This window comes from Micromonospora zhanjiangensis (assembly GCF_042650605.1).
Classification (GTDB): Bacteria; Actinomycetota; Actinomycetes; order Mycobacteriales; family Micromonosporaceae; genus Micromonospora_J; species Micromonospora_J zhanjiangensis.
On record NZ_JBHSBN010000011.1, the window covers coordinates 1 to 24,542 of the forward strand.

The 24,542-nt window shown below is 72.7% G+C and carries 27 protein-coding genes and 1 riboswitch; of the genes, 13 read left to right on the forward strand and 14 right to left on the reverse strand.

The window, feature by feature from the left end; translation table 11 throughout:
• Positions 1–364: alpha-L-fucosidase (locus ACFOX0_RS17110; RefSeq protein ID WP_377546825.1), on the reverse strand; the 364-nt coding region annotated here is incomplete at its 3' end.
• A 394-nt stretch (positions 365–758) separates the two neighbouring features.
• Positions 759–889, forward strand: a riboswitch (cyclic di-AMP (ydaO/yuaA leader).
• 7 nt (positions 890–896) lie between these two features.
• On the opposite strand from ACFOX0_RS17110, the gene ACFOX0_RS17115 reads away from it, so the two are divergent.
• Complete coding sequence (locus ACFOX0_RS17115; protein WP_377546827.1) at positions 897–1,937, forward strand: coiled-coil domain-containing protein; 1,041 nt, start codon at positions 897–899, stop codon at positions 1,935–1,937.
• Between the two features lie 36 nt (positions 1,938–1,973).
• Here ACFOX0_RS17115 and ACFOX0_RS17120 read toward each other — a convergent pair whose 3' ends face one another.
• Entirely contained in the window at positions 1,974–2,918 is a 945-nt protein-coding gene (locus ACFOX0_RS17120; protein ID WP_377546829.1) for an ion transporter, read from the reverse strand.
• Positions 2,919–3,046: 128 nt separating this feature from the next.
• Between ACFOX0_RS17120 and ACFOX0_RS17125 the strand changes: the two genes are divergently transcribed.
• Positions 3,047–3,475 (forward strand): ATP-binding protein, encoded by a 429-nt coding sequence (locus tag ACFOX0_RS17125; RefSeq protein WP_377546831.1) that lies wholly within the window; start codon positions 3,047–3,049, stop codon positions 3,473–3,475.
• A 27-nt stretch (positions 3,476–3,502) separates the two neighbouring features.
• Here ACFOX0_RS17125 and ACFOX0_RS17130 read toward each other — a convergent pair whose 3' ends face one another.
• Positions 3,503–4,708: a cytochrome P450 gene (locus ACFOX0_RS17130; RefSeq protein WP_377546833.1), complete on the reverse strand. Its 1,206-nt coding sequence runs from the start codon at positions 4,706–4,708 to the stop codon at positions 3,503–3,505.
• Positions 4,709–5,007: 299 nt separating this feature from the next.
• Here ACFOX0_RS17130 and ACFOX0_RS17135 point away from each other — a divergent pair, with 299 nt between their 5' ends.
• A complete protein-coding gene (locus ACFOX0_RS17135) occupies positions 5,008–7,251 on the forward strand; it encodes a rhamnogalacturonan lyase family protein (RefSeq protein ID WP_377546836.1) in 2,244 nt (747 codons plus the stop codon).
• Positions 7,252–7,403: 152 nt separating this feature from the next.
• On the opposite strand, the gene corA is transcribed toward ACFOX0_RS17135, so the two are convergent.
• Positions 7,404–8,552, reverse strand: coding sequence for a magnesium/cobalt transporter CorA (gene corA, locus ACFOX0_RS17140; RefSeq protein WP_377546839.1), 1,149 nt, complete (start codon positions 8,550–8,552; stop codon positions 7,404–7,406).
• 321 nt (positions 8,553–8,873) lie between these two features.
• Between corA and ACFOX0_RS17145 the strand changes: the two genes are divergently transcribed.
• Positions 8,874–9,122, forward strand: a complete 249-nt coding sequence (locus tag ACFOX0_RS17145) for a DUF6458 family protein (RefSeq protein ID WP_377546842.1) — start codon at positions 8,874–8,876, stop codon at positions 9,120–9,122.
• An 84-nt stretch (positions 9,123–9,206) separates the two neighbouring features.
• Here the strand turns inward: ACFOX0_RS17145 and ACFOX0_RS17150 are convergent, their stop codons facing one another.
• The 5 genes from ACFOX0_RS17150 to ACFOX0_RS17170 form a co-directional block, all read right to left on the reverse strand.
• Positions 9,207–10,295, reverse strand: coding sequence for an ABC transporter permease (locus ACFOX0_RS17150; protein ID WP_377546845.1), 1,089 nt, complete (start codon positions 10,293–10,295; stop codon positions 9,207–9,209).
• Positions 10,292–11,185: an ABC transporter ATP-binding protein gene (locus tag ACFOX0_RS17155; protein WP_377546847.1), complete on the reverse strand. Its 894-nt coding sequence runs from the start codon at positions 11,183–11,185 to the stop codon at positions 10,292–10,294. Before ACFOX0_RS17155 ends, ACFOX0_RS17150 begins: the two co-directional genes overlap by 4 nt.
• Positions 11,186–11,283: 98 nt before the next feature.
• Positions 11,284–11,955: a response regulator gene (locus ACFOX0_RS17160; RefSeq protein WP_377546849.1), complete on the reverse strand. Its 672-nt coding sequence runs from the start codon at positions 11,953–11,955 to the stop codon at positions 11,284–11,286.
• A complete protein-coding gene (locus ACFOX0_RS17165; RefSeq protein ID WP_377546852.1) occupies positions 11,952–13,274 on the reverse strand; it encodes a sensor histidine kinase in 1,323 nt (440 codons plus the stop codon). Before ACFOX0_RS17165 ends, ACFOX0_RS17160 begins: the two co-directional genes overlap by 4 nt.
• The gene (locus tag ACFOX0_RS17170) at positions 13,271–13,855 is read right to left on the reverse strand and encodes a hypothetical protein (protein ID WP_377546855.1); all 585 of its coding nucleotides are present in this window, start codon (positions 13,853–13,855) and stop codon (positions 13,271–13,273) included. The genes ACFOX0_RS17165 and ACFOX0_RS17170 overlap by 4 nt, the downstream gene beginning before the upstream one ends.
• Between ACFOX0_RS17170 and ACFOX0_RS17175 the strand changes: the two genes are divergently transcribed.
• Positions 13,854–14,129 (forward strand): hypothetical protein, encoded by a 276-nt coding sequence (locus ACFOX0_RS17175; protein WP_377546858.1) that lies wholly within the window; start codon positions 13,854–13,856, stop codon positions 14,127–14,129. The two genes, ACFOX0_RS17170 and ACFOX0_RS17175, sit on opposite strands and share 2 nt — an antisense overlap.
• Positions 14,130–14,184: 55 nt before the next feature.
• Here the strand turns inward: ACFOX0_RS17175 and ACFOX0_RS17180 are convergent, their stop codons facing one another.
• Entirely contained in the window at positions 14,185–15,342 is a 1,158-nt protein-coding gene (locus tag ACFOX0_RS17180) for a trans-sulfuration enzyme family protein (protein WP_377546860.1), read from the reverse strand.
• A gap of 101 nt (positions 15,343–15,443) precedes the next feature.
• On the opposite strand from ACFOX0_RS17180, the gene ACFOX0_RS17185 reads away from it, so the two are divergent.
• The 6 genes from ACFOX0_RS17185 (at position 15,444) to ACFOX0_RS17210 (ending at position 20,324) form a co-directional block, all read left to right on the forward strand.
• Positions 15,444–15,929 (forward strand): Lrp/AsnC family transcriptional regulator, encoded by a 486-nt coding sequence (locus tag ACFOX0_RS17185; RefSeq protein WP_377546862.1) that lies wholly within the window; start codon positions 15,444–15,446, stop codon positions 15,927–15,929.
• 159 nt (positions 15,930–16,088) lie between these two features.
• Complete coding sequence (locus tag ACFOX0_RS17190; protein ID WP_377546865.1) at positions 16,089–17,015, forward strand: ferritin family protein; 927 nt, start codon at positions 16,089–16,091, stop codon at positions 17,013–17,015.
• Positions 17,016–17,108: 93 nt separating this feature from the next.
• On the forward strand, positions 17,109–17,528 hold the full coding sequence (locus ACFOX0_RS17195; protein ID WP_377546867.1) for a TOBE domain-containing protein: 420 nt from the start codon (positions 17,109–17,111) through the stop codon (positions 17,526–17,528).
• On the forward strand, positions 17,528–18,331 hold the full coding sequence (gene modA / locus ACFOX0_RS17200) for a molybdate ABC transporter substrate-binding protein (RefSeq protein ID WP_377546870.1): 804 nt from the start codon (positions 17,528–17,530) through the stop codon (positions 18,329–18,331). Before ACFOX0_RS17195 ends, modA begins: the two co-directional genes overlap by 1 nt.
• Positions 18,328–19,158 carry an ABC transporter permease gene (locus tag ACFOX0_RS17205; RefSeq protein ID WP_377546872.1) on the forward strand — a complete coding sequence of 277 codons (831 nt, stop codon included), beginning with the start codon at positions 18,328–18,330 and terminating at the stop codon, positions 19,156–19,158. The genes modA and ACFOX0_RS17205 overlap by 4 nt, the downstream gene beginning before the upstream one ends.
• A gap of 116 nt (positions 19,159–19,274) precedes the next feature.
• Entirely contained in the window at positions 19,275–20,324 is a 1,050-nt protein-coding gene (locus ACFOX0_RS17210) for an ABC transporter ATP-binding protein (protein ID WP_377547363.1), read from the forward strand.
• 105 nt (positions 20,325–20,429) lie between these two features.
• Here the strand turns inward: ACFOX0_RS17210 and ACFOX0_RS17215 are convergent, their stop codons facing one another.
• Entirely contained in the window at positions 20,430–21,011 is a 582-nt protein-coding gene (locus tag ACFOX0_RS17215; RefSeq protein ID WP_377547365.1) for a GNAT family N-acetyltransferase, read from the reverse strand.
• A 162-nt stretch (positions 21,012–21,173) separates the two neighbouring features.
• Between ACFOX0_RS17215 and ACFOX0_RS17220 the strand changes: the two genes are divergently transcribed.
• Complete coding sequence (locus ACFOX0_RS17220; protein ID WP_377546875.1) at positions 21,174–21,458, forward strand: SHOCT domain-containing protein; 285 nt, start codon at positions 21,174–21,176, stop codon at positions 21,456–21,458.
• Positions 21,459–21,473: 15 nt separating this feature from the next.
• Here the strand turns inward: ACFOX0_RS17220 and ACFOX0_RS17225 are convergent, their stop codons facing one another.
• The 3 genes from ACFOX0_RS17225 to ACFOX0_RS17235 all read right to left on the reverse strand — a co-directional run bounded on the left by ACFOX0_RS17225 (position 21,474) and on the right by ACFOX0_RS17235 (position 24,081).
• On the reverse strand, positions 21,474–22,664 hold the full coding sequence (locus tag ACFOX0_RS17225) for a hypothetical protein (protein WP_377546877.1): 1,191 nt from the start codon (positions 22,662–22,664) through the stop codon (positions 21,474–21,476).
• 62 nt (positions 22,665–22,726) lie between these two features.
• Positions 22,727–23,404 (reverse strand): NADPH-dependent F420 reductase, encoded by a 678-nt coding sequence (locus ACFOX0_RS17230; protein ID WP_377546879.1) that lies wholly within the window; start codon positions 23,402–23,404, stop codon positions 22,727–22,729.
• Positions 23,405–23,412: 8 nt separating this feature from the next.
• Positions 23,413–24,081, reverse strand: coding sequence for a dienelactone hydrolase family protein (locus ACFOX0_RS17235; protein ID WP_377547368.1), 669 nt, complete (start codon positions 24,079–24,081; stop codon positions 23,413–23,415).
• A gap of 239 nt (positions 24,082–24,320) precedes the next feature.
• Between ACFOX0_RS17235 and ACFOX0_RS17240 the strand changes: the two genes are divergently transcribed.
• On the forward strand, positions 24,321–24,533 hold the full coding sequence (locus ACFOX0_RS17240) for a hypothetical protein (RefSeq protein WP_377546881.1): 213 nt from the start codon (positions 24,321–24,323) through the stop codon (positions 24,531–24,533).
• The last annotated feature ends 9 nt before the right edge of the window (positions 24,534–24,542 follow it).

Sequence of the window (24,542 nt, forward strand, 5' to 3'; positions counted from 1 at the left end):
CCTTGTCCCGCGCCCCGTTGATGAAGTTGTGATACGGCCACACCGACGGATCACCGAACACGCTCTTGTGATGGTTGTTCTCGCTCGACCCGTTGTTGTACATGTTCCGCGGATACCACTCGTTCGCAAACGCCGGAACACTGAACACACCCCAGTGGTAATAGATGCCGAACTTCGCATCCTGAAACCACTCCGCCGCCGCCGGATGCTGATCCACCGACGACCACGACGACGTGTAACTCTGCGGACCCTCGGTGGCCCAGGCGACACCGACCCGGAACGAACCGGTGGTGGCGGCGGCCGCACCGACCCCGACCGCGACGAGCAGGCCGCGGCGGGTCAATCGAGACGAGGACGAAGACATGCCGGAAACCTCCCAGGCAAGGACGCACGACCTTCGATGCGTTAGACATCACACGTTAGAAGTGTTATCGATGAGAGTCAATCACGTTGCCCCTGCCCTCAACTGGCCATACGGTGACCTCGCCGAGTCAGGGTTGGTCATACATCAGATCTATCTGATCGGTTGCCCGGCCCCGGGACGGTCACCCGCACGTCCGCCACGCCGAACCCGACGACGGGTGATCCTGATCACCGACAGTGACCCGCGCCGGACCCGCGGACGCCGCCGAACCCCGGCTTCGCACAACCGGTCAGCCGACCGTCCATTACCGACCGCATAGCGTCACATCGGTGGCTGACCTGCCGATGGTGAGGTAGCCTCACGCCCGGTCACCACCGTCGGCGCGGTTGGCGCCTGTGGTGACACGCCTAATCGCATCCGCGAACCGGGGACCCAGGAACCTGGGGCGAATCCGCCACCCGGCGGTAGGGGCAACTTCCGCCCCGAGCCCGTCAGCTAACCCGGTCGGTGGCCACGGAAGGAACGGAACAGGTTGACACGTCGCCCCTCCTGGTTGAGCCCGCTGTTGGCCGCGCTCGCCGCGATCGCCGTCCTGACCGGCCCGACCCCGGCCGGGGCCGCGGCTCCGTCACCCGCGCCCAGCAAGCCGAGTGCCAACGAGTCGGACCCGCACGCGGACGAGGGCAGTCCGAAACTGCTCAGTGAGGCCGTGGAGCAGGCCAACCGCAACTACGTCCTGGCGAAGGCGAAGCTGGACAAGACCCAGCAGCGGCAGAAGGAGCTCGCGGCCGCGGTCGCCAAGGCTCAGCAGGAACTCGACCGGCTCGCCCCGGAGATCCAGAGCATCGTCGACACGTCGTACCGGATGGGCCGGGCCGGACCGGCGGCCATGCTGCTGAACAGTTCCTCGAAGGACGACTTCGTCAGGCGGGCCGCCGGGCTGGAGGAACTCAACCAGCTCAACGACCAGAAGATCGCCACGGTGAACGAGGCCCGCAAGCGGGCCGAGGACGCCCGTGCCGCGCTGGACGCGCAGGTCCGGGAGGAACAGCGGCTCACCGCCACGATGGCCAGGCAGAAGCAGGAGGTGGAAAAGTCGCTCTCCCTGCTCGGCGGCAACCGGCAGATCGGCAGCGGGTTCGTCGCCGCCACCTCGCCGGTCGCCAAGGCGGCGCCCCGTTCCGCGGACGGGAGCTTCCCGTCGGAGGGCTGCACCAAAGACGACCCGACCACCGACGGCTGCATCACCGGGCGCACCCTGAACGCCTACACCGAGACCCGTAAGGCGGGGTTCAACCGGTTCGCCGGCTGTCACCGTAACGGTGGACCGTTCGAGCATCCCAAGGGCCGGGCCTGCGACTGGTCACTGATCAACAAGGGCTTCGTGCGCGCCCAGAACAAGGACCAGTTGCTCTACGGCAACAACCTCGCCGCGTTCCTGATCCGCAACGCCGACCGGCTCGGGATCTACTACGTCATCTGGTACAAGCAGATCTGGATGCCGGCGACCGGCTGGGCCTCGTACAGCGGGGACTCGGACCACACCGACCACGTACACATGTCCATGCTCTAGCGGAAGCCCGGCCCGGGCGCCGGCCGGCCGTCGTCGTCACGGCCGGTCGGCGTCGCGTCGGTGCCGTTGCCGGGTCGGGCCGTCCTGGTCGACGCGCAGCTCGCGTTCGAGTTCGGCGAGCACCGCCCGCAGGTCGTCCAGCCGCTGGCTGATCGCTATCCGGTCCACCTGGTCGGGAATCCCGTCGCCGTCTTCGTCGTAGTCCGGCGCCAGCCCCTCGGTCATCTCCAGCCGGCGGGCCTCCTCCATCGAGTTCACGATCACCGCGATCAGGATGTTCAGCAGCAGGTTCACCGCGATGAGCACGTAACTGACGTAGAAGACAACGGCCCACGGGGAGTATTCCGCGCCCTGTTGGATCAGGTCCGGCAGGTTCTCCAGGGAGAGCAGCACGAACAGGGTGAGCAGCGACTTGCCGATGTCGCCGTACTGCTCGGGATAGACGTCCCGGAAGATCAACCAACCGATCATGCCGTAGACGTAGAGGGTCACCATGGCCAGCGCGAGGAAGCCGCCGACGCCCGGCAGGCTGCGCAGCAGCGCGGTCACGATGGTCCGCAGGCCGGGCGAGAAGCGCACCAGCCGGACCACCCGGGCGACCCGCAGCACCCGCAACAGGGCCGAGTCGCCGTGCAGGCCGGGGACGAAGATCGCCGCGACCACCGCCAGGTCGAACACGTTCCACCCGTGCCGGAAGAAGTCCTGCGGCCGGCGGCCGTAGGCCAGCAGCCGGATCCCGATCTCGGTCACGAAGATCGCCCGGAAGAGCAGCTCGACCCAGTCCAGCACCGGCCGGGCCGCACCCAGGTGCGGGTACGTCTCGATGCCCAGCACGATGCCGTTGGCCACGATGACCGCGACGATGGCCACCTCGAACGGGCCCGACTCGACGAGCCGGCGGCAGCGCTCGGCGAACTCCGGACGCCCCGGCCGGTCGGCCGGCGGATTGTCCCGCCGGCCGGGGACGGTGAGCCGGCTCACCGCCGCACGGGCTCCGGCGGCGACGTCCGACTCCGACGGCGGCGGTCAACGCGGTGGGACGGCATGCGTCACACCCTATCGATCCGGAGCGACGGATAATCCACCTCCACGCTGGGTACTGCGAGGCCATGCAGCAGCTGCGCACCTCGACACCCCCCACCACGGCCCAGGAAGTCCGTCGCTGGGTGCTGGACACCCCGGCCGAGCTCCGCGGACTGCGCGCGTCCCTGCACGAGGCGCTCACCGGCCACGCCCTCGCCGAGGGCGAGGAACTCGACGACGTACCGGAACGGTTGGTCCTGGTCGCGACGGAACTGGCCACCAACGCGCTGCGGCACGGCATCCCGCCGACCGTCGTCCGACTGCTGGACACCGAGGACCGGTTCCTCCTCGACGTGGCCGACCACGACCTGAGCACCGTGCCGGAACTGGTGGAGATGCGGCTGTCCGGCTCGGGCGGCCGGGGACTGCAACTCGCGCTGGCGTTCTCCCTCGACGTCGGGTGGTACGCCACCGAGACGTCGAAACACATCTGGGCGTCGTTCCCACACGGCTGAGCCCCCGGCGGTCAGCGGGTCAGGAGGTCACCAGGTGACCGGCATGCTGGTGAGGCCACGGACCAGCAGGCCGCTCTTCCAGACCAGCTCGTCGACGTCGACCGCCAGCCGCAGTCCGGGCGTCCGGTCGAGCAGCACCCGCAGGGCGACCTGCAGCTCCATCCGGGCCAGCTGCGCGCCGATGCAGTGGTGCGCGCCGTACCCGAAGCCGACGTGCGGGTTCGTCGCCCGGCCGAGGTCGAGGGTGTTCGGCTGGTCGAAGACCGTCTCGTCCCGGTTGGCCGACGCGATCGCCGCGATCACCGGCTCGCCCGCCCGGACCAGCACCCCGCTCAGTTCGACGTCCTCGGTGGCGTACCGGGCGAAGGCCGCCGTCGCGCCCAGCGGGACGAACCGCATCAACTCCTCCACCGCCGACGGCAGCAGGTCCGGGTCGGCCCGCAGCCGGTTCCACTGCTCCGGGTTGGTCAGCAGCACGTACACGAAGTTGGGGATCTGGGTGACGGTGGTCTCGTGACCGGCGGCGAGCAGTCCCGCCGCGAGCTGGACCACCTCCTCCCCGGTGAGCTGGTCGGCCCGCTCGTCGCGGGCCTGGGCGAGGGCGGTGAGCAGGTCGTCGGCCGGCTCCCGCCGCCGGGCGTCCAGCAGCTCCCCCATGTAGCCGAACAGGTTCTGGATGTACTCCTGGATCCGCTCTGGCGGCAGCGAGGTGGTGGAGACGATCGCCTCGCTCCAGACGTGGAACCGGTCCTGGTCGGCGACCGGCACGCCGAGCAGGTCGCAGATCACCCGGATCGGCAGCGGGGTGGCCAGGTGCGCGACGAGGTCGGCCGGTGGACCGGCGGCCAGCATGCCGTCGACCAACTCGCCCGCGATCTGCTCGGTACGCGGTCGCAACTGCTGGACCCGGCGGGCGGTGAACGCCTTCGCGGCCAGCCGGCGGATCCGCGAGTGCTCCGGTGGGTCCATCGCCAGCATGCCCTGGTCCAGCTGGTGGGGCGTGTTGCGCGGCTCGTCCCGGCCGACCGCGGCCGCCCGGCTGAACCGGGAGTCACCGAGCACGGTCCGCACGTCGGCGTGCCGGGTCGCCAGCCAGGCCGGTTCGCCGTACGGCAGCCGGATCCGGACCAGGGGCTCGTCGCGCCGCAGCTCGGCGTAGCGGGGATCCAGGTCGAGCCGGTGGGGCGGGCTGAACGGGTAGCTGTGTACGGTCGCCTGCGCGCTGTCCGACACTTGGTGCTCCTTGTCGTCGGCCCGAGCCACCGGCCGCCCGCCGACGGGCCGCCGTGGGCACGGTGATGGCCTGGAGTCATGCACTGAGTGCGGATAGTAGCGACATCGGTCGATTCTCGCCAGGGCTCGAACCGGGCGGCCCCGGCGACCGATCGACCATTGTCGAAGGAATGGGCCTGCGGTACGTTGACGCTTGCGCTGTGGGCGCGCGTGGGAACAGGGCAGACCGGTCCGGGCAAACGCTTTCCCCACCTCGCACGGTCACGCGGGGTCGACACCTGTCCAGGAGGAGCCCTCCCATGCCCATTGCTCGACGACGAACCACCGCCATCGCGGCGGTCGGAGCGTGTTCCCTGCTCACCGGTGGCCTGGTCGGCGCGGTCGCCGCGGACGCCGCCGCGGCCGGTTGCCGGGTCGACTACGCCATCTCCAGCAGCTGGTCCGGCGGCTTCGGCGCCACCGTCACGGTGACCAATCTCGGCGACGCCGTCAACGGCTGGACCCTGAACTGGTCGTTCACCGCCGGCCAGACCGTCACCCAGGCGTGGAACGCCACGGTGACGCAGAGCGGATCGACGGTGACCGCGAAGAACGTCGACTACAACGCCGGCCTGCCGACGAACGGCAGCGCCCAGTTCGGCTTCAACGGCTCGTGGACCGGCAGCAACCCGGTGCCGACGACGTTCACCCTGAACGGCACCACCTGCACCGGCGGCACCGCGCCGACCACCCCGGCGCCGACCACCCCGGGCCCGACCACGCCCGCGCCGACCACGCCACCGCCCACCACGCCACCGCCGACCAGCCCGCCGCCGAGCGGGTCCGGCCGACAGGCCGAGGCCCTGGACCGGGGGCTGATCAGCGTACGGTCCGGCAGCGCCAACCTGGTGTCCTGGCGGCTGCTGGGCACCGAGTGGACCGGCAACGTGGCGTTCAACCTGTACCGCGGCTCGACCAAGGTGAACGCCACCCCCATCACCGGCGCGACCAACTACCTCGACAACGGGGCCGCCGCGGGTGACTCGTACACCGTCCGGGCGGTCGTCGACGGGGTGGAACAGGCCGCGTCGGCCGCGTCGTTGGCCTTCGCCGCCGGCTACCGCGACGTGCCGATCCAGTCCCCCGGCAGCATCTACAGCGCCAACGACGCCTCGGTCGGCGACCTGGACGGCGACGGACAGTACGAGTTCGTGCTGAAGTGGGACCCGTCCGACGCCAAGGACAACTCCCAGTCCGGCGTCACCAGCAACGTGTACGTCGACGCGTACAAGCTCAACGGCACCCGGCTGTGGCGGATCAACCTCGGCCGCAACATCCGGGCCGGCGCCCACTACACCCAGTTCCAGGTGTACGACTACGACGGCGACGGCCGGGCCGAGGTCGCCATGAAGACCGCCGACGGCACCGTCGACGGCACCGGCCGGACGATCGGCAACGGCTCCGCCGACTACCGCAACTCCTCCGGGTACGTGCTGACCGGACCGGAGTACCTGACCATGTTCAACGGCCAGACCGGCGCCGCGATGTCGACCGTCAACTACGAGCCGCCCCGCGGCACCGTGTCGTCCTGGGGCGACAGCTACGGCAACCGGGTGGACCGGTTCCTCGCCGCCACCGCGTACCTGGACGGGCAGCGGCCGTCGCTGATCATGTGCCGCGGCTACTACACCCGCTCGGTCATCGTCGCCTGGGACTTCCGCAACGGCGCGTTGACCCGGCGCTGGACGTTCGACTCGAACAGCAACACCAGCTACAACGGCCAGGGCAACCACAACCTCTCGGTGGCCGACGTGGACGCCGACGGCCGCGACGAGATCGTGTACGGCGCCATGGCGATCAACGACAACGGTTCCCCGCTGTGGAACAACCAGAACGGCCACGGGGACGCCCTGCACGTCGGTGACCTGGACCCGTCCCGCCCCGGGCTGGAGGAGTTCAAGGTCGACGAGGACAGCAGCAAGCCGTCCTCGTGGATGGCCGACGCCCGTACCGGTCAGGTGATCTGGACTACCGCGCCCAACGGCGACAACGGCCGCGGCGTCTCGGGCGACATCTGGTCCGGCAGCGCCGGCGCCGAGTCCTGGTCCGCCGCCGCCGACGGCCTGCGGGACCCGAAGGGCAACGTGGTGTCCAGCCGCAAGCCCGGCTCGACGAACTTCCTGGCCTGGTGGGACGGGGACACCACCCGGGAGCTGCTGGACGGCACGCACATCGACAAGTACGGCCCGTCGGGCGACACCCGGCTGCTGACCGCCTCGGGGGTGCACTCGAACAACGGCACCAAGTCCACCCCGTCACTCTCGGCGGACCTGCTCGGTGACTGGCGCGAGGAGGTCGTCTGGCCCACCACCGACAACACCGCGCTGCGCATCTACTCCACCCCGAACCAGACCGGCACCCGGCTCTACACCCTGATGCACGACATCCAGTACCGGGAGGCCATCGCCTGGCAGAACACGGCGTACAACCAACCGCCGCACCCGAGCTTCTTCATCGGCAGCGGCATGGCCACCCCGCCCACCCCGAACCTCTACCTCCGCTGACGACCCGGGTGGCCCGCCGCCGCACGCCGGCGGGCCACCCGCCCGTCTTCGCGGAGGTGGTGCGCCGATGAGCGCCAAGGTGGGCGGATGCGTCGGTCCGCGACCGGCGACCTGTTCGCGGCCGAGGCGCGCCGCCGCGACACACCGGAAGGTCACAACCAGTTGCGGCGCTTGAAGGCCAGGTAGAGCCCGCCGCAGACCAGCACCATCAGGGTCAGCGCGAACAGGTAACCGAAGCGCCAGTGCAGCTCCGGCATGTGGTCGAAGTTCATCCCGTACACCGTGCCGATCAGCGTCGGAGCGAACAGGATCGCCGCCCAGGCGGAGATCCGTTTGATCTCCTCGTTCTGCTCGTAGCTGGCCGCGGTGAGGCTGCGCATCTCCTCGTTCTGCTGCTGGGACACCAGGGTCGCGTTGACCGCCAGGATGTTCTGCAACAGGTGCCGGAAGCCGTCCACCCGTTCCACCACCTGGGTCAGGTGGTCGGTCACGTCCCGCAGGTGCCGGCGCAACTCCTCGTCGGTGTCGTACGGGGCGAAGTCCTCGGTCAGGTTGGTCAGTACGCCGAGCATCGGTCGGGCCGCCCGTTGGAAGTCGATGACCTCGCGGCTGAGCTCGTAGATGCGCCGGCTGACCTTCGGGTCGCCGCCGAACACCTCCGTCTCGATCTCGTCGATGTCGTTCTCCAACCCGGCCACCACCGGGGCGTACCCGTCGACGACCTGGTCGAGGATGGCGTACAGCACGGCGGCCGTGCCGCGGGCCAGCGCCTGCGGGTCGCGCTCCAGCCGGCGCCGGACCGCGGCCAGGTCGGGGGCCTCACCATGCCGGAGGGTGATGACGAAGCCGGGTCCGACGAACAGGTGCAACTCGCTGAACTCGACCTGCTCCCGGACGTCGACGTAGCGGGCCGCCCGGAGCACGACGAACAGGGTCTCGCCGTAGCGTTCCAGCTTGGGTCGCTGGTGTGCGGTGATGGCGTCCTCGACCGCCAGGTCGTGCAGCTTGAACTCCTGGGCCAGCGAGTCGATCTGTCCGGCGTCCGGCCGGTAGAGACCGATCCAGGCCATCGCGTCGTCCTGCTCGCGCAGGCAGCGGTAGGTCTCGGCCAGGTCGGCCGGCGAGGCGTACCGGTGGCCCCGCCGGTAGACGGCGCTGTCGACCACCTGGCCGGGCCCGGCGGCGCGCGGCGGCCTGAGCTGCTCGTCGCGGTCCGCGCCGGCGAGCCCCGGACCGGGCCGGACCGACCGGCGACCCCGCGCACTGTTCAGCGGAAACCCACGACGCTTCGTGGCGACCACCTCCCTGCGCCCGGGTCCGCCGGGACGTGGCGCACCGGCCCGCCGGTGCCCGCTTCTGCCGCCTGGCCAATGTTCACAGGTGCGGAGGCGACGCCGTCGGTCCGGCGGCCGGGACCGGCAGGGGTCTACCCGAACCCCCGACGCCCACACCAGGACCGCGGCCGGGCACGGTCGCGGGAAAACCGACAAGGACCCCCATAGGTACGCAGAGAGCACGCCGAACACCGGGGATCAGCCGGTGACCGGGCCGCTCTGATTGGGCCGACGGGGATCTGGGTACCGAGTGCGACGACGCCAACTCGCCCCCCGAAGGAGGCCGTCGTGGGAATCGGTGCAAGCATCTTCCTCATCGCGCTCGGCGCGATCCTCGCTTTCGCGCTCCACCTGAACATCGGTGGTCTCGACCTGAACATCGTCGGCTGGATCCTGATGGCGGCCGGCGTCCTGGGCCTGGTCATGACCTCGGTGATCTGGGGTCGTCGGCGGCAGGTGGTGACCACCACCGCGCCGACCGCCCCGGCCGAGTACCGCCGGGTCGAGGAGCGCCGGGACGTGGGCCCGCCGCTCTGACGGACCCGTCCACGTCTTCGTCCCGGTTCGCCGGCCGCGCCGGCCGGCGAACCGGGTGCCGGGCCCTGACATCCCGTACGGGTGTCAGGCCCGCTCCCGCCAGGCCGTCCGCAACGAGGTGCGGCCGTTGGTACGCAGCAGCGAGCCCTCGTACAGTCGCTCGCCGACGATCAGGGCGCCGGCGGCGGTGGCCAACAGGACCAGCAGCGCCACGACCGGTTCCCAACCGGCCGCGTCGCCGTTGAACAGCCGCAGCGGCATCGCCGTCGGCGCGGAGAACGGCACGTACGACAGGATCCGCATGGCCGTCGGGTTGTCGTTCAGGAACAGCACCGCGAAGAACGGCAGCATCACCAGCAACTGCACCGGCATGGACACCCCGGCCAGGTCCTCCTGCCGGTTGGCCAGTGCACCGGCGACCGCCCACAGCGCGGCCAGCAGGACGAACCCGACCAGGAAGAACGGGACGAACCAGCCCAGTGCCGGGCCGATCAGCCCGAGGATTCCGGCGCTGCCGCCGAACTGCGTCCCGGCCACGGTGACCAGCACCAGCAACGCGATCTGACCCAACGCGAGCAGGCCGACGGCGATCACCTTGCCGGCCAGCAGGACCCGTACCGGCACCGCCGCCACCAGGATCTCCACGATCCGGGTCTGCTTCTCCTCGGTCACGCTCTGCGCAATCTGCAGGCCGAAGGTCTGCGAGGTCATGAAGAACACCAGCGCGAACGCGAACGGCACCAGGAACGCGACGATCGGGTCGAGCGCGTCCGGGTCGAGCAGCCGTACCGGCGGGCTGGTGCTGAGCGCGCGGACCACGTCGTTCGGGCGTTCGTCCATGGCCAGCACCGCGGACCCGTCCGGCGTGCCGACCACCGCGGCGTCCACGTCCCCGGAGCGCACCAGCCGTTCGGCGGTCGCGTCATCGCCGACCAGCCGCACCTGCAGGCCGGCGTCGCGCAGGGTGGCACCGACCGCCGGCCGGGACACGGCCACCGAGGACGGTCCGCCGGCCAGCAGCGCCGGCAGGACCGTCGCGCCGATCGCGATGAACAGGAAGAGCACCGTACTGAACAGGAAGGTCCGGTCGCGCAGCTTGGCCCGGATCTCGCGGGCGGCGACCAGCCGGGTCGCCTGCCAGGTGTTGACCGAGTCGTTCACTGAACCGTTCACTGGGTGACCTCCCGGAAGATTTCGGCGAGCGACGGGGTGACCGGGCCGAACGATCGCACCGGGCCGCGGTCCAGGGCGGCCCGCAGCACCCCCTGGTCGTCGGCGCCGGCGGCCAGGTCGAAGAGGGCGCGGGCGCCGTCCAGGTCGACCAACGTGACGCCAGGCTGGTCCCGCAACCAGCCCGCGTCGCCGTCGACCACCAGCTCGAAACGGCGCTGCGCGTACGTGGACCGCAGCCACTGCCGGGCACCGGCGGCCCGGACCGCACCCGCAGCGATGATCACCAAATCGTCGCAGAGCCGCTCGACCACGTCGAGCTGATGGCTGGAGAAGAGCACCGGTACGCCCCGGGCGGCGTACTCGCGCAGCACCGCGACCACCGTGTCGACGGCCACCGGGTCCAGCCCGGAGAACGGTTCGTCGAGCACCAGCACGTCCGGCTCGTGCACCAGCGCCGCGGCGATCTGGGCCCGCTGCTGGTTGCCCAACGACAGCGTCTCCAACTGGTCGCCGGCCCGCTCGCCCAGGCCCACCCGGTCGACCAGTTCGGCCGTGTTCTGCCGGGCCTGCCGCGCGCTCAGGCCGTGCAGTCGGCCCAGGTAGACGAGCTGGTCCCGGACCGCCATCTTCGGGTAGAGGCCCCGCTCCTCCGGCATGTAGCCGAACCGGCGCCGGTCCTGCCGGGTCAACGGTGTGCCCTTCCAGGTCACCTCGCCGGAGTCCGGGGCCAGTACGCCGAGGATGATCCGCATGGTGGTGGTCTTGCCGGCGCCGTTGCCGCCGACGAAGCCCGTCATCCGTCCCGCCGTCACCTCGAACGAGACGTCCCGCAGCGCCTGGCGGTCGCCGAACGCCCGGCTGACCCCCTCGACGCGGAGCACGTTGGTCATGACCGGCAACGCTAGATCCCCGGGTGGCACCGTGCCGTCCGGCGGGCGGCTGATTCCGCCGCTCCACCGCGCGACGGACCCACCGCGCCGGGCGGGCGTCAGCCGCCGGGGCGGACCACCCCGTGCTCGTACGCGAACACCACCGCCTGCGTCCGGTCGCGCAGTCCGAGTTTGGTCAGCACCCGGCTGACGTGCGTCTTCACCGTCGCCTCGCCGAGGAACAGCGTGCCGGCGATCTCGGCGTTGGTGGCGCCACCGGCGAGCAGCACCAGCACCTCGTGCTCGCGCGGCGTCAGCTCGGCCAGCCGGGTGGCGGTGGCCTCCGGCGTCGGGCCGCCGCGACCGGCGAACGTGGCGATGACCCGGCGGGTGATCTCCGGGGCCAGCAGGGCGTCCCCGCGGGCCAGGATGCGCACCGCGTCGATCAGGTCCTCCGGGGTGCCGTTCTTCAACAGGAAACCGCTGGCCCCCGCCTGCAACGCCTCGAACAGGTAGTCGTCCCGGTCGAAGGTGGTGAGGATGAGCACCGGGGGCGCCTCGTCCCGCAGCTCGGCGACGATGCGCCGGGTGGCCGCCAGCCCGTCCATCCCCGGCATCTCGACGTCCATCAGCACCACGTCGGGGCGCAGCCGGGTGGTCAGCTCGACCGCCTGCGCGCCGTCCGCCGCGTCGCCGATCACCTCGATGTCGTCCTCCACCTCGAGGATGACCCGGAACCCGGTGCGGACCAGCCGCTGGTCGTCGACGAGCAGCACCCGGATCGGCGTCACGCCGCCACCTTGTCCGTCGGCGAACCGCCCGTCGGGGCGGCGGCCGGGGTCAGCGGGAACCGGGCCCGCACCCGGAAACCGGCGTTGCCGGCCCGCGGCCCGACCTCCAGCACGCCGTCGTGCGCGGCGACCCGCTCCCGCATCCCGATCAGGCCCATCCCGTTGACGTTGGGCGGGTGCACGGGCCGGCCGTCGTCGCCGACGTCCACCTCCAGGGCGCTGGCGAGGTAGCGGATCCGCACGTCCAGCGTGGTGGCCCGGGCGTGCTTCAGGGTGTTCGTGACCGCCTCCTGCACCAGCCGGTACGCCGCCAGGGAGACCGAGTCCGGCAGTGGGAGCGGGTCCCCGTACACCCCGAACTCGGTCCGCAGGCCGGCGTCGCGGGCGGTGCCCAGCAGGTCCTCGACCCGGTCGAGGCCGGCCGGGTCGGGCCGGTCCGCGGCGACGGTCCCGTCGTCGGTCTGACGCAGCACGCCGAGCATCCGGCGCAGCTCGTCCACCGCGGTACGGGAACTCTGCTCGACGGCGGTGAGCGCGGTGCGCGCCTTGACCGGGTCCTTGTCCAGCACCCGCCGGCACGCCGCCGCCTGGACCCCCATCACCGACACGTGGTGGGCGACCACGTCGTGCAGCTCCCGGGCGATCCGGACCCGCTCGCCCACCACGGCCCGCTCCCGCGCCTCGTCCTGCGACCGGCGCAACTGTTCGGCCTGCTCGACCAGCAGGTGCTCGCGCCGGGCCGAGATCCACGCGGTCTCGCCGAAGAAGTAGGCGAAGCCGAAGATCAACACGTTGACCAGGACCCCGCCGACGACCGCCGCGAGGATCGGCGGCACCGGTCCGGCCGCGTGTTGGAACGCGTCGGGCGGCAGCGAGGTCAGGTTGATCGTGTAGGAGGTGGCCAGCCAGACGAACATCGCGGCGATGATCGCCACCCGCAGCCAGCGGGCCCGCCGCCGGTCGCGGCCCCAGGCGCCGAGCGTGTAGATCGCCGCGAACAGCGCACCGGAGGTCATCGTCGCCTCCGGGGACGACCGGACCTGGCCGGCGATGAAGGCGGCCGCGACCACCACCGCGACGGCGTCCGGTCGGCGCCGGCGCCAGACCAGCGGCAGGGTGACCGCTACCGTCCAGAACAGCCGTTCCGGCCAGGACGGCGGGTGACCCAGCATGAACTGGCCGACGCTGCTGTTCAGGGTCACCATGAACAGCGCGGTGACGGCCACCGCCAGTCCCACGTACACGTCGATCCGGCGCTGTTCGGGGTTGGGCGGCGGGCGTCGCCAGTCGTCCGAGCCGGCCGTCGTCGGGGTGTTCACCCGACCAAGGATCGCACGTCCCGGCGAGCTTCGGATCGGCCGCCGGCCGGACGCCCGGGGATCCGCCGGCGGGTCCTCCCCCACGGCTTGAAAACCGACAGCACCGTCGCCAGCAGCAGCGCGGCCGTCGACACCACCGGCGGGAAGATCATGTCGCCCGGTCCGGCGGCCGACAGGCGGCCGGCGGCGATCTGCCGGCCGACCTCGGCCAGGTCCGCCACCCCGGGCCGCAGGGCGATCAGGACCAGGACGACGAGCACCAGGTTCAGCACCAGCTTGACCGCCACCCACCAGTACCGGACCACGCCGTACCGGCTGCCCAGGCCGAGCAGGACACCGCTGGCCAGGCAGCCGACGCCCACCACGAACAGCGGCCAGACCGCGAAGAGTTCCAGCGCCCGGTAGCACAGGGCCCGGGTGTCGGCGTCGCCGGTGGACAACGCGGTGACCACCAGGATGCCGAGTACCACGTCGATGCCGAGCCAGGCGCCCGCGGTGGCGATGTGCGCCACCAGCACCGTCTTGCGGGTGCGGGCACCGAGCCGGAACGGCCGGGGACCCGTCGTCGGAAGGCTGACCATGACCACTCCATCCGTCGCCGGTTGCCGGTCGGCGGTCGCGGCGCGACCGGCCGGTACGGTCCGATCCTGGTCGCCCGGCGCCGCCGGCACGTCCGCCCGCGCGCGACACCACCGGTACGCCTCCCGCCGTACCGGAACCGGGCCACGGCACGCCTCGGGACGCAGCCCGGCGACGGCGCCCGGGCCCTGCCCGGTGACCGCGCCGGGTTCGGCCCGGGCCGGGCACGGCGACGGTCGCTGGGTCTACCTGGACGGCGACACGTCGACCGGCTGACCCGCGCGGTCCGTCGACGCCGCGCCCGGGTCCGTCACCCGGCCGCCCCCGCCGCTCAGCCGGCCGCCGCCAGGGCCGCGGCGAGGTCGGCGATCAGGTCGTCCGGGTCCTCCAGGCCCACCGACAGGCGCAGCAGCCCCGGCACCGGCTTGGCGTCGGCCGACACCGGACGGTGGGTCAGCGAGGCGGGATGCTGGATCAGCGTGTCCACCCCGCCCAGCGACACCGCGTGGGTGATCAGGCGGCAGGCCCCGGCCACCGCCGCGGCCGCCGCGAACCCGCCGGACACCTCGAAGGCGAGCAACGAGCCGGTGCCGCTCATCTGCCGGCCGACCAGCCCGGTGCCGTCGGTCAGGCCGGGGTGGTGCACCCGGTCCACCCCGGGCTGTTCGGCCAACCAGGCGGCGATCTTGTCCGCGCCCGCCTGCTGGGCGCGGACCCGCAGTGGCAGCGTCTGCAGGCCACGGTGCAGCAGGTAGCCGCCGAGCGGGTGCAGGACCGCCCCGGTCACCGCCCGGACCTGGCGCAACCGGGCCGCCCAGTCGGTGTCGCAGGCGATCACGCCGGCCAGCACGTCGCCGTGCCCGCCGATCGACTTGGTGGCGCTGTGCAGCACCAGCGCGGCGCCGAACCGGGCCGGCTGCTGCAGCACCGGGGTGGCCACCGTGTTGTCCACCAGCAGCGGCACGTCGCCGGCCGCCCGGGCCAACACGGCCAGGTCCACCAGGTCCAGGGTGGGGTTGGCCGGCGTCTCCACCACCACCAGCGCGGTGTCCGGGCGGACGGCGCCGGCCACCTCGTCCGGCCGGGCCCAGGTCACCGTCGTGCCGAGGAGTCCGCCGGCCAGCACGTGGTCGGTGCCGCCGTAGAGCGGGCGGACCGCGACGACGTGCCGGCGACCGTCCCGGGTGGCGGCGAGCACGGCGGCGGTCAGCGCGGCCATCCCGCTGGCGAAGGCGACCGCCGCCGCCGTCCCCTCCAACTCGGCCAGCGCCCGCTCGAACCGGGCCACCGTCGGGTTCCACAGCCGCTGGTAGACGGCGGTGGTGCCGTCCGGGCAGGTCCCGCCGGTGGCCAACAGCTCGTACGCCGCGCCGCCCTCGTCCACCGACGGCAGCGGGTTGGTGGTGGACAGGTCGATCGGCGGCACGTGTACGCCCAGCGCGGCCAGGTCGTCGCGACCGGCGTGGACGGCCCGGGTGTCGAGGCTCATGGCGGGAAGGTTCGAACATTCTGGGCCACCTTGGCAAGAAATCAGCAGAAGATTCTGCCATTCCTCATGACAGCGAAGATTATGCTGCCGGGACTGTCAGGATGGGGCCCGTGCCGAACGATCTGCGCCCCTCCCCGCCGCCGCTCGACGACCTCGACCGGGCCATCCTGACCGCCCTCGCCGCCGACGGGCGGCTGCCCAACAACGCCCTGGCCGAGCGGGTCGGCGTCGCCCCGTCCACCTGTCTCGCCCGGACCCGCGCGCTGCGCGAGCGGGGAGTGATCCGAGGCTTCCACGCCGACGTCGATCCGGGCGCACTCGGCCTGCCGATCCAGGCCCTGATCTCGGTCCGGCTGGCCGCCCACGCCCGGGCCGCGGTCGACGCCTTCCGGGCCCGGTCGGTACGGCTGCCCGGTGTGGTGTCGGTGTTCCACGTGGCCGGCGCCGAGGACTACGTCCTGCACGTCCGCGCTGCCTCGGCCGACGCGCTGCGCGATTTCGTGCTGGACAACCTCGCCGTCGATCCGGTCGTCCAGCACAGCCGGACCAGCCTCATCTTCGAGCACGCCCGAGGCGTCAACCCCTGAGGAGGAGCCGTGCCGGACATGCCGGAATTGGCACCGCCACCGCTCCCCGCGGCGAACCACGCCTACCCGTCCTGACCTGCGGATACCTAGACTCACCGGCGACCTGTCTGACATGGCGTGAGCGAAAGACTACGCCGAGTTGACCTCCGGGAGGGCCGGATGCGCACCGTACGGATGACCTCGACCGTGGCGGTCGCCGCCCTCGTCCTGACCTTCGGCCAGCCGGCCCGGGCGGCGGCACCGACGGTCCAACCGTCCACCCGGGCGGACGCGCTGACCGCCATGCACGGCGAGGCGTTCGCCCACGCGAAGTACCTCGCCTACGCGCAGGAGGCGGCCCGGGCCGGGCAGACCGCCGTCGCGCAACTGTTCACCCGGGCCGCCCGGACCGAGCGGTACGACCACTTCGCCGCCGAGGCGGACCTGATCGGGTTCGGCACCGACAACGTCGCCAACCTCACCGACGCGATCCGCGGCGAGGAGTACGAGGCGTACGTGATGTATCCCGCGTTCGCCCGGCAGGCGGTCGCCGACGGCTGCCGGGCGGCGGCCGACCTGTTCACCGAGATCAGCGTGGACGAGGCCGGGCACGCCCGGGAGTTCCGCGCGGCCCGGTACGCGATCACGCACCCCGGTGCGGACCAGAACTTCCCGGTCGGCACCCGGGTGACCCCCGTGCCGATCCGCGCCGGCCTGCCGAAGTGCGCCGGCCAGACCCAGGCCAACCTGGACGCCGCGCTGCACGGCGAGGCGTTCGCCAACGCCAAGTACACCCGGTACGCCGAGAATGCCCGCGCCACCGGCCAGGCCCGACTCGGCCGGTTGTTCGACAACGCCGCGAGCCAGGAGATCGGCGAGCACTTCGCCGAGGAGGCGACCCTGGCCGGCCTGGTCCGGTCCACCGACGCCAACCTGCGTGACTCGATCAACGGCGAGCAGTACGAGGCGACCACCATGTACCCGTCGTTCGCCCGGCGGGCCGCGCGGGTGGGCGACGCGTCGGCCGCCGACCTGTTCACCGAGATCGCCGGTGACGAGGCCGGCCACGCGTACGCCTTCACCCTGGCGCTGATCAACCTCGGCTGACCGGCGGTTGCGGTCCGATCCAGCTTCCAGCAATGGCACAAGCGAGCCCATTGCCGTCTTTGCAACCGCAGTTGCGGCAGCTACCGTGAACCGGTGACAGTCTTCCGTCTCGGTGAGGCCGCCGACCTGCTCGGGGTCAGCCCGGACACCGTGCGCCGCTGGATCGACGCGGGGCGGTTGCCCGCCACCCGGGACGAGCAGGGCCACCGGGCGGTCGACGGGGTGGACCTGGCGGCCTTCGTCCGGGACGGCGGCGCCGAGCGGGACGGCGGCTCCTCGTCGGCCCGCAACCGGCTGCGGGGCATCGTCACCGCCGTCGTCAAGGACACCGTGATGGCCCAGGTGGACATCCAGGCCGGCCCGTTCCGGGTGGTGTCGCTGATGAGCCGGGAGGCCGCCGACGAGTTGGACCTGCGGGTCGGTTCGGTGGCCGTGGCAGTGATCAAGTCGACCACGGTGGTGGTGGAGAAGGCGGCGGTGCCCACCACCACCGGCCGGGGGCGGGGGCACTGATGGCGAGGACGTCGACGCGCGCCGGTCGGGTCGCCCTCGCGGCGGTGCTGGCGCTCGCCACCGCGGCCTGTGGCGGCGGCTCCGACGCCGGGACCGGCGGCGGTGACCGGGCCGGCGGCGGCACCGGCGCGGTGACCGTGCTGGCCGCCGCCTCGCTCAAGGAGGCGTTCACCGCGATCGGTACGGACTTCGAGGCCGGCCACCCCGGCAGCACGGTGACCTTCAGCTTCGGCGGCAGCTCCGCCCTGGCCGCGCAGATCAACCAGGGCGTACCGGCCGACGTGTTCGCCAGCGCCAGCCCGACCAACGTCAGGACGGTCACCGACGCCGGCAACGGCACCGGCGAGCCGCGGACGTTCGCCCGCAACCAACTCGTCATCGCCGTACCGAAGGGCAACCCCGGCACGGTGACGAAGCTGGCCGACCTGGCCCGGCCGGGCGTCAAGGTCGCGCTCTGCGCCGAGCAGGTGCCGTGCGGCGCGGCGGCCCGCAAGGTGCTGACCGCCGCGCACGTCGACGTCACGCCGGTCACCCTGGAACAGGACGTCAAGGCGGCGCTGGCCAAGGTCAAACTGGGCGAGGTCGACGCCGCGTTGGTCTACCGCACCGATGCGCGGTCGGCGGCGTCCGACGTGGACGGCGTCGAGTTCACCGAGTCGGCCGGCGCGATCAACGACTATCCGATCCTGCTGCTGCGCGGCGCGCCGAACCGGGCCGGCGGTCAGGCGTTCGTCGACTACGTGCTCTCCGAACCGGCCCGGGCCGCGCTCGACCGGTACGGCTTCCAGGCCCCCACCGGATGACCGTCCGGGACGACGCGCCGGCCGGCCGACGGCGTCGCCGGCGGATCGGCGGGCGGGTCCCGGCGGCGCTGCTGCTGCCGGCGGTCCTGGGCCTGGCCTTCCTGGTGCTACCGCTGGTCGGGCTGCTGCTGCGTACCCCGTGGGGGGACCTGGCGGGCCGGCTGGCCGAACCGGGGGTGCTGACCGCGCTGCGGCTGTCGCTGGTCACCGCCAGCGCGGCCACCGGGGTGTGCCTGGTGCTCGGGGTGCCGCTGGCCTGGCTGCTGGCCCGCGTCGAGTTCCCCGGCCGGCGGCTGGTCCGCGCCCTGGTCACGGTCCCGCTGGTGTTGCCTCCGGTGGTCGGCGGGGTGGCGCTGCTGCTGGTCCTCGGCCGGCGCGGGCTGCTCGGCGGGTGGCTGGACTCGACGTTCGGGATCACCCTGCCGTTCAGCACCGCGGGCGTCGTCGTGGCCGAGGCGTTCGTGGCGATGCCGTTCCTGGTCATCGCCGTGGAGGGCGCCCTGCGCGGCGCGGACACCCGGTACGAGGAAGCCGCCGCGACCCTGGGCGCCGGCCGGTGGACCACCTTCGCCCGGGTCACCCTGCCGCTGGTCGCGCCGGGCATCGCCGCCGGGGCGGTGCTGTGCTGGGCCCGGGCGCTGGGCGAGTTCGGCGCCACCATCACCTTCGCCGGCAACTTTCCCGGTCGGACCCAGACCATGCCGCTGGCCGTCTACCTGGCCCTGGAGACGGACCTGGACGCCGCCGTGGTGCTCAGCCTGGTGCTGCTCACCGTGTCGGTGGCGATCCTCGCCGGGCTGCGCGACCGTTGGCTCACCAGCCCGTGACCGCCATCGATCCCCACCCGGAGCCGTCCCGGACGCCCGGCCGCGACCCGGGCGGCACCGGGCCGGCCCTCGCCCCGCCGAACACCGTCGGGTCGACCGACTCCGGTGGGCCGGCGTTGGACGCGCACCTCGTCGTCGTCCGGGGCGGTTTCCGGCTGGACGTCCGGCTGCGGATCGGTGCCGGCGAGGTGGTCGCGCTGCTCGGCCCGAACGGCGCCGGGAAGACCACCGCGCTGCGGGCGCTGGCCGGGCTGACGCCGCTGGCCGCCGGACACGTCCGGCTCGCCGGTCGTACCGTGGACGAGCCGGACCGCCGGGTCTGGGTGCCGGCCGAGCGGCGCCGGATCGGGGTGGTGTTCCAGGACTACCTGCTCTTCCCGCACCTGACCGCGCTGGACAACGTGGCGTTCGGGCCGCGCCGGCACGGCGCGACCCGGCGGGTGGCCCGGGAGCGGGCCGCCGGTTGGCTGGCCCGGGTCGGCCTGGCCGACCGGGCCGGCCACCGGCCCCGGCAGCTCTCCAGCGGCCAGGCGCAGCGGGTGGCCCTGGCCCGGGCGCTGGCCGTCGAACCGGACCTGCTGCTGCTGGACGAGCCGCTGGCCGCCCTCGACGCCGGCACCCGGCTGGACACCCGGGCCCAACTGCACCGGCACCTGACCGCGCATCCCGGCGCCACCCTGCTGGTCACCCACGACCCGCTGGACGCGCTGGTGCTGGCCGACCGGCTGGTCATCGTCGAGAACGGCCGGGTGGTGCAGGAGGGCCCGGCCGCGACCATCACGGCCCGGCCCCGGACCGACTACGTGGCCCGGCTGGTCGGCCTCAACCTCTACCGCGGGGTCGGCGCCGGACACACGGTACGACTCGCCGACGGCTTCGGCCTCGCCGTCGCCGACCCGGTACGCGGGGACGCGTTCGTGGCGTTCCGGCCGGCCGCCGTGGCACTGCACCCGGAGCGCCCGGCCGGCAGCCCGCGCAACGCCTGGCCGGCCACCATCGCCGGCGTGCAACGACACGGCGACAACGTACGGGTCCAACTCGCCGGCCCGGTGGACGCCGCCGCCGACGTCACCCCGGCCGCGGCCAGCCAGCTACGGCTGGTCCCCGGCCAGCGGATCTGGGCCGCGGTCAAGGCCACCGACACGCACGCGTACCCGGCCGCTTGACCCGCCCCCGGTCGGGTTTCGAGACGCCATGATCGTTGACACTTTTTCGGTAGCTTAACCGGCGTGTCGTACCGGAAAAGTGTCAGCGTTCACCGCAAAGGAGGTTCAGCGGCACGTTCGATCACGGGACCGTCGCCTTCGAAAGGCCCCCGCAGTTCGTGGGCCAGTCGAGGATTCGACCAGACCTCGGCGGTGGATCGCCACGAGATGAGATTCAGCGCCAAAGGCGCTAGCTGGCCAGTTTCCGCAACTACGACAAGATCGGTGATCAGCTCGCTGACACAGGCGCGGCGCTCCTCGGCACGCCCGGGTCGCCCGTACGGCGACGCCGGTCCCCCGCGCCCTTGGCATCGTCCAGTACGACACCTGCGCCGACGCCTCGGCCAGCAGCACGGTCCGCAGGCCCACCTGACCGACGACCCGGTCGGCGCCGTCCACCACGGCCCAACTGGCGTCCGTCTCGGCGGCCCACCGCTCGGCCCAGCGGGCCGTCCAGTCCCGCGCCTCGTCGTCGCCGTCCATCCGGCGGACGTGCCATCGCTGGATGTCCGGGCAGTCGAACGCCGCCCGTACCGCCGGGGCGTCCGCCGCCCGCCAGGGCCGCAACGCAAGGTGGTGGTCGACCTCGATCCGGGGCTGGGCGAGCGAGCGGAGGTGACCGGCGGGCAGCGCCGGACCGATGAGCATGGGCACCGGGCCATCCTCCCCCGCTCGGGTGACCGCGCCCGTCGGGGCGGGACTTCCGGCACTGGCCTGCGGGCCGTCGGACCGTGGCGGAGGTGGCCCGGACGGGCGCACCGTCGAGGTACGGGGACCCGGACGGCACGACCCGAGGAGGAGGGACCGGCGATGATGGGCTACGGATGGGGCATGGGTCCGGTCGGCTGGATCTTCATGGCTGTGGTTCCGCTCGGGGTGTTCGCCCTCGCGGTCTGGGCGATCGTCTCGCTGAGCGCCGGCACCCGGTTCCGGTGGCCGGGTCGACCGGATACGCCGGCGGAGATCCTGGCCCGCCGCTTCGCCACCGGCGAGATCGACCTCACCGAGTACCGCCAGGCCCGCGCCGAGTTGGGCGGGGAGACGTTGGCGCGTCCCGGCCCGGGAAGGGCCGGAACACGCCAAGATCCGGTCTGACCACCGACCCGGAGGTCAGGTGATGGTGGGAGTGGCGGCGCCGAGGAAAAAGATGCCGGGCAGGCCCGGGGTCTCGAAGCCGTCGCTGCGGTTGCGGCGCATCGTGGAACCCTCGATCCGCATCGTGCCGGTCCGATCGTTGCTGACGAAGAAGACCGCGCCGCCGCCCTCGTTGGCGTGGTTGTCCTCGATGACCGAGCCGGCGATCCGAACGGTGAACCGGTTCCCGTCGCAGTAGATCGCGCCGCCGCTGCCGCCGCCGGGCGTACCGGCCTTGGCCGGGTTGGCACCGCGGCCGACCGCCGAGTTGTGGCTCAGCACGCTGTTCAGCACGATCCAGGAGACCCCGATGCTGCTCAGCGCGCCGCCGTTGGCGCACTGCCCGCCCTGGCCGGCGGCCCCGCCGAAGGTGCTGTCCACCACGTAGACCGGCAGACCCTGGGACTGGCTGAGCACCCGGATCGCGGCACCGCCGAGGTCCGGGCCGGTGCCGTCACAGCGGTTGCGGACGAACCGCGAGTTGACCACCTTGAACCGCCCACCGCGTACGAAGATCGCGCCGCCGCCACCGCCCTCGACCCGTTCCCCGGTGGAGTTGCCGTCGGCGAAGGTCAGGTTCTGCACGGTGAGCTGCGGATGGTCCTGGTCCTGGCAGTGCGAGGTGGTGAAGCCCTGCGCCTCGTCGCAGGTGTTCATGTAGAGGATGCGCCGTTTGCCCGCCCCGCTGAGGGTGACCTTGCCGCCGCCGTCCAGCACGATCCGCGGACCGTTGGCGTTCCTGATCTTCGCGGTGGCGGTCATGGTGATGGTCACCGGATCGGGACCGCAGGAGAAGGTGATGATCCCGCCCGCCGCGACCGCCGCCACCACCGCCTGGGAGGTGCAGCTGCCCGGCGTACCGGTGCCGATCACCCGGGTCGGCCGGGAGGTGTCCACGGCCCGCGCCTCGGCGGGAACCGGGGCGTGGCCGTTCGGGTTGCCGGCCCGCGCCGGCCCGGCGGCGGGCGACGCCTTCGCGGCGACCGCCGGGTTCCGGCCGAGGCCCACGGCGGCCGACCCCGCCGGGTCGGCGGCCGTCGGGCCGGCCGACGACGGGGCCGGCGCCGGGCCGCCGGCACCGGAGCCGGCCGACGGGGACGAGCCGCAGCCGGCCACCACCAGGACGACGGCCGCGCTCAGCGGCAGCAGGAAACGGGAGGTACGCACCCGGCGATGCTAGGCGGCCGGCCGGTCCCCCGGCCGCCGGCGCCGCCGAGCTTAAGCCACTTCTAAGGGTACGGATGACCGGACCGAAAGGACGGCACCGGTGCGCCCAGCGCGGCCTGCAACTCGCCGGCCGTCAGGTCGGCCAGGAACACCGGCCCACCCGACTGCAGCCGGCGCCCGCCACCGGCCAGGTCGCCCGCGTCCACCGGGTGGTAGCCGAGCTGCTCGATCAGGTCGGCCACCGTCCACTTGGCATGGTCGTCGTCACCGGCGAGCGGGATGCCGTACCGCTCGACGGCGCCCGCCTCGTGGCCGAAGTCACGCAGGTGGTCCCAGCGCATCGTGTTGAACGCCTTGACCAGTCGGGCACCCGGCAGGTGTGCCTGGACAAGTTCGCTGGACGTGGTCCGCCCGGTGTCCAGGTCGGTCCGGTGCCCGTCCCGTTCGGGCAGGTAGTTGGTGGCGTCGATGACGATGCGCCCGGTGAACTCGGCCGTCGGCAGTTCGGCGTACCGGCCGAACGGGATCGCCAGCAGCGCCACCGGGCCGAACCGGGCGGCCTCGGCGACGTCGACCGGGCGCACCCGCTCGCCGAGCGTGCCGGCCAACCGTTCCAGGGTCCGTGGGTGGCCACCGGAGCCCGCGATGGCGACCTGGTGCCCGGCGGCGGCGAACTCCCGGGCCAGGGTGCCACCGATGTGGCCGGCCCCGATGATCCCGATCCGCAGCAGTCGACGCATGCCGGCGGCTACCCGTCACCCCGCCCGCCAAACCGCCCCGACGCTCCGGCCGGCAGGTGTTCGGTGAACCAGGTCGCGGTCTGCCGGGCCACCTCGTCGAGGGTCCCGGGCTCCTCGAACAGGTGGCTGGCACCGGGTACCACCCGCAGCTCGGCGGGGCCGGCGAGCTGCCGCCGGGCCTGCTCGTTGAGCGCGAGCACCTCCTCGTCCAGGCCGCCGACCAGCAGCAGGGTCGCCGCCCGGACCCGGGCCAGCGCCGGTCCGGCGAGGTCCGGCCGGCCGCCCCGGGACACCACCGCCGGTATGCCGGCCGGGTGCGCGGCGGCGGCGACCAGTGCCGCGGCGGCGCCCGTGCTGGCCCCGAACAGCCCGATCGGCAGCCCGGCGAGAGCGCCCGTCACGGGCAGCCGCTCGACCAGCCCGCCCAGCCGACCGGCCAACAGCCCGATGTCGAAGCGCAGCTCGGCCGTGACGGCGTCCAGGTCGTCCTCGGTCGGGGTGAGCAGGTCGACCAGCACGGTCGCCAGTCCGTGCCGGTTGAGCACCTCCGCCACGTACCGGTTGCGCGGGCTGCGCCGCGAGCTGCCGCTGCCGTGCGCGAACAGCACCACACCGACCGCGCCGTCCGGCACCCGTACGTCCGCGGCCAGCTCCACCCCGGTAGCCGGGATGATCATTTCCTGCTCGGCAGTCTCCACCCGGGCTCCCTCCGCCTCCGGGCCCGCCTACCCGCTGCACGCTGCTCCACGCCTCCGGGGCGGCGTGACCACTGCCGACGCGGCGTGGGTTTGTTCGCGGCGGACGAGCCTGGTTTTGCGCGGCGAGGCAGCGTGGGTTTGTTCGGCGGGGCGGCGGGAAGGCCGGCCGGGTCCCGGTCGGCGCGGGCCGATCCGGCAGGACCGTGGGGAGGCGCGTGATGAGCCGTCGGAAGAACCGGAACAGCACCGGGCAGGCGACCTCGGGACAGGGCCGGCAGGCAGCCGCCAAGGCCACGGATGACCGGCGACCGAGTGAGCCGGGCGGCGACGATTGGGCCGACGAAGCCGCCCGGGCGCGTACCGCCGACGATCCGCGGGTGATGTCGCCGCACGACGCGGGCGGCGTCCCATCGACGGCTGACCGTCGCTGAGCACGCGGG

Coding starts and splice junctions, on each gene's coding strand:
- ACFOX0_RS17155 (WP_377546847.1), bottom strand. CDS start 11,185: ATGACCAACGTGCTCCGCGTCGAGGGGGTCAGCCGGGCGTTCGGCGAC.
- ACFOX0_RS17205 (WP_377546872.1), top strand. CDS start 18,328: ATGACCGTCCGGGACGACGCGCCGGCCGGCCGACGGCGTCGCCGGCGG.
- ACFOX0_RS17175 (WP_377546858.1), top strand. CDS start 13,854: ATGACCACTCCATCCGTCGCCGGTTGCCGGTCGGCGGTCGCGGCGCGA.
- ACFOX0_RS17240 (WP_377546881.1), top strand. CDS start 24,321: ATGAGCCGTCGGAAGAACCGGAACAGCACCGGGCAGGCGACCTCGGGA.
- ACFOX0_RS17220 (WP_377546875.1), top strand. CDS start 21,174: ATGATGGGCTACGGATGGGGCATGGGTCCGGTCGGCTGGATCTTCATG.
- ACFOX0_RS17170 (WP_377546855.1), bottom strand. CDS start 13,855: ATGGTCAGCCTTCCGACGACGGGTCCCCGGCCGTTCCGGCTCGGTGCC.
- ACFOX0_RS17185 (WP_377546862.1), top strand. CDS start 15,444: ATGGGGCCCGTGCCGAACGATCTGCGCCCCTCCCCGCCGCCGCTCGAC.
- ACFOX0_RS17180 (WP_377546860.1), bottom strand. CDS start 15,342: ATGAGCCTCGACACCCGGGCCGTCCACGCCGGTCGCGACGACCTGGCC.
- ACFOX0_RS17235 (WP_377547368.1), bottom strand. CDS start 24,081: ATGATCATCCCGGCTACCGGGGTGGAGCTGGCCGCGGACGTACGGGTG.
- ACFOX0_RS17230 (WP_377546879.1), bottom strand. CDS start 23,404: ATGCGTCGACTGCTGCGGATCGGGATCATCGGGGCCGGCCACATCGGT.
- modA (WP_377546870.1), top strand. CDS start 17,528: ATGGCGAGGACGTCGACGCGCGCCGGTCGGGTCGCCCTCGCGGCGGTG.
- ACFOX0_RS17135 (WP_377546836.1), top strand. CDS start 5,008: ATGCCCATTGCTCGACGACGAACCACCGCCATCGCGGCGGTCGGAGCG.
- ACFOX0_RS17190 (WP_377546865.1), top strand. CDS start 16,089: ATGCGCACCGTACGGATGACCTCGACCGTGGCGGTCGCCGCCCTCGTC.
- ACFOX0_RS17215 (WP_377547365.1), bottom strand. CDS start 21,011: ATGCTCATCGGTCCGGCGCTGCCCGCCGGTCACCTCCGCTCGCTCGCC.
- ACFOX0_RS17125 (WP_377546831.1), top strand. CDS start 3,047: ATGCAGCAGCTGCGCACCTCGACACCCCCCACCACGGCCCAGGAAGTC.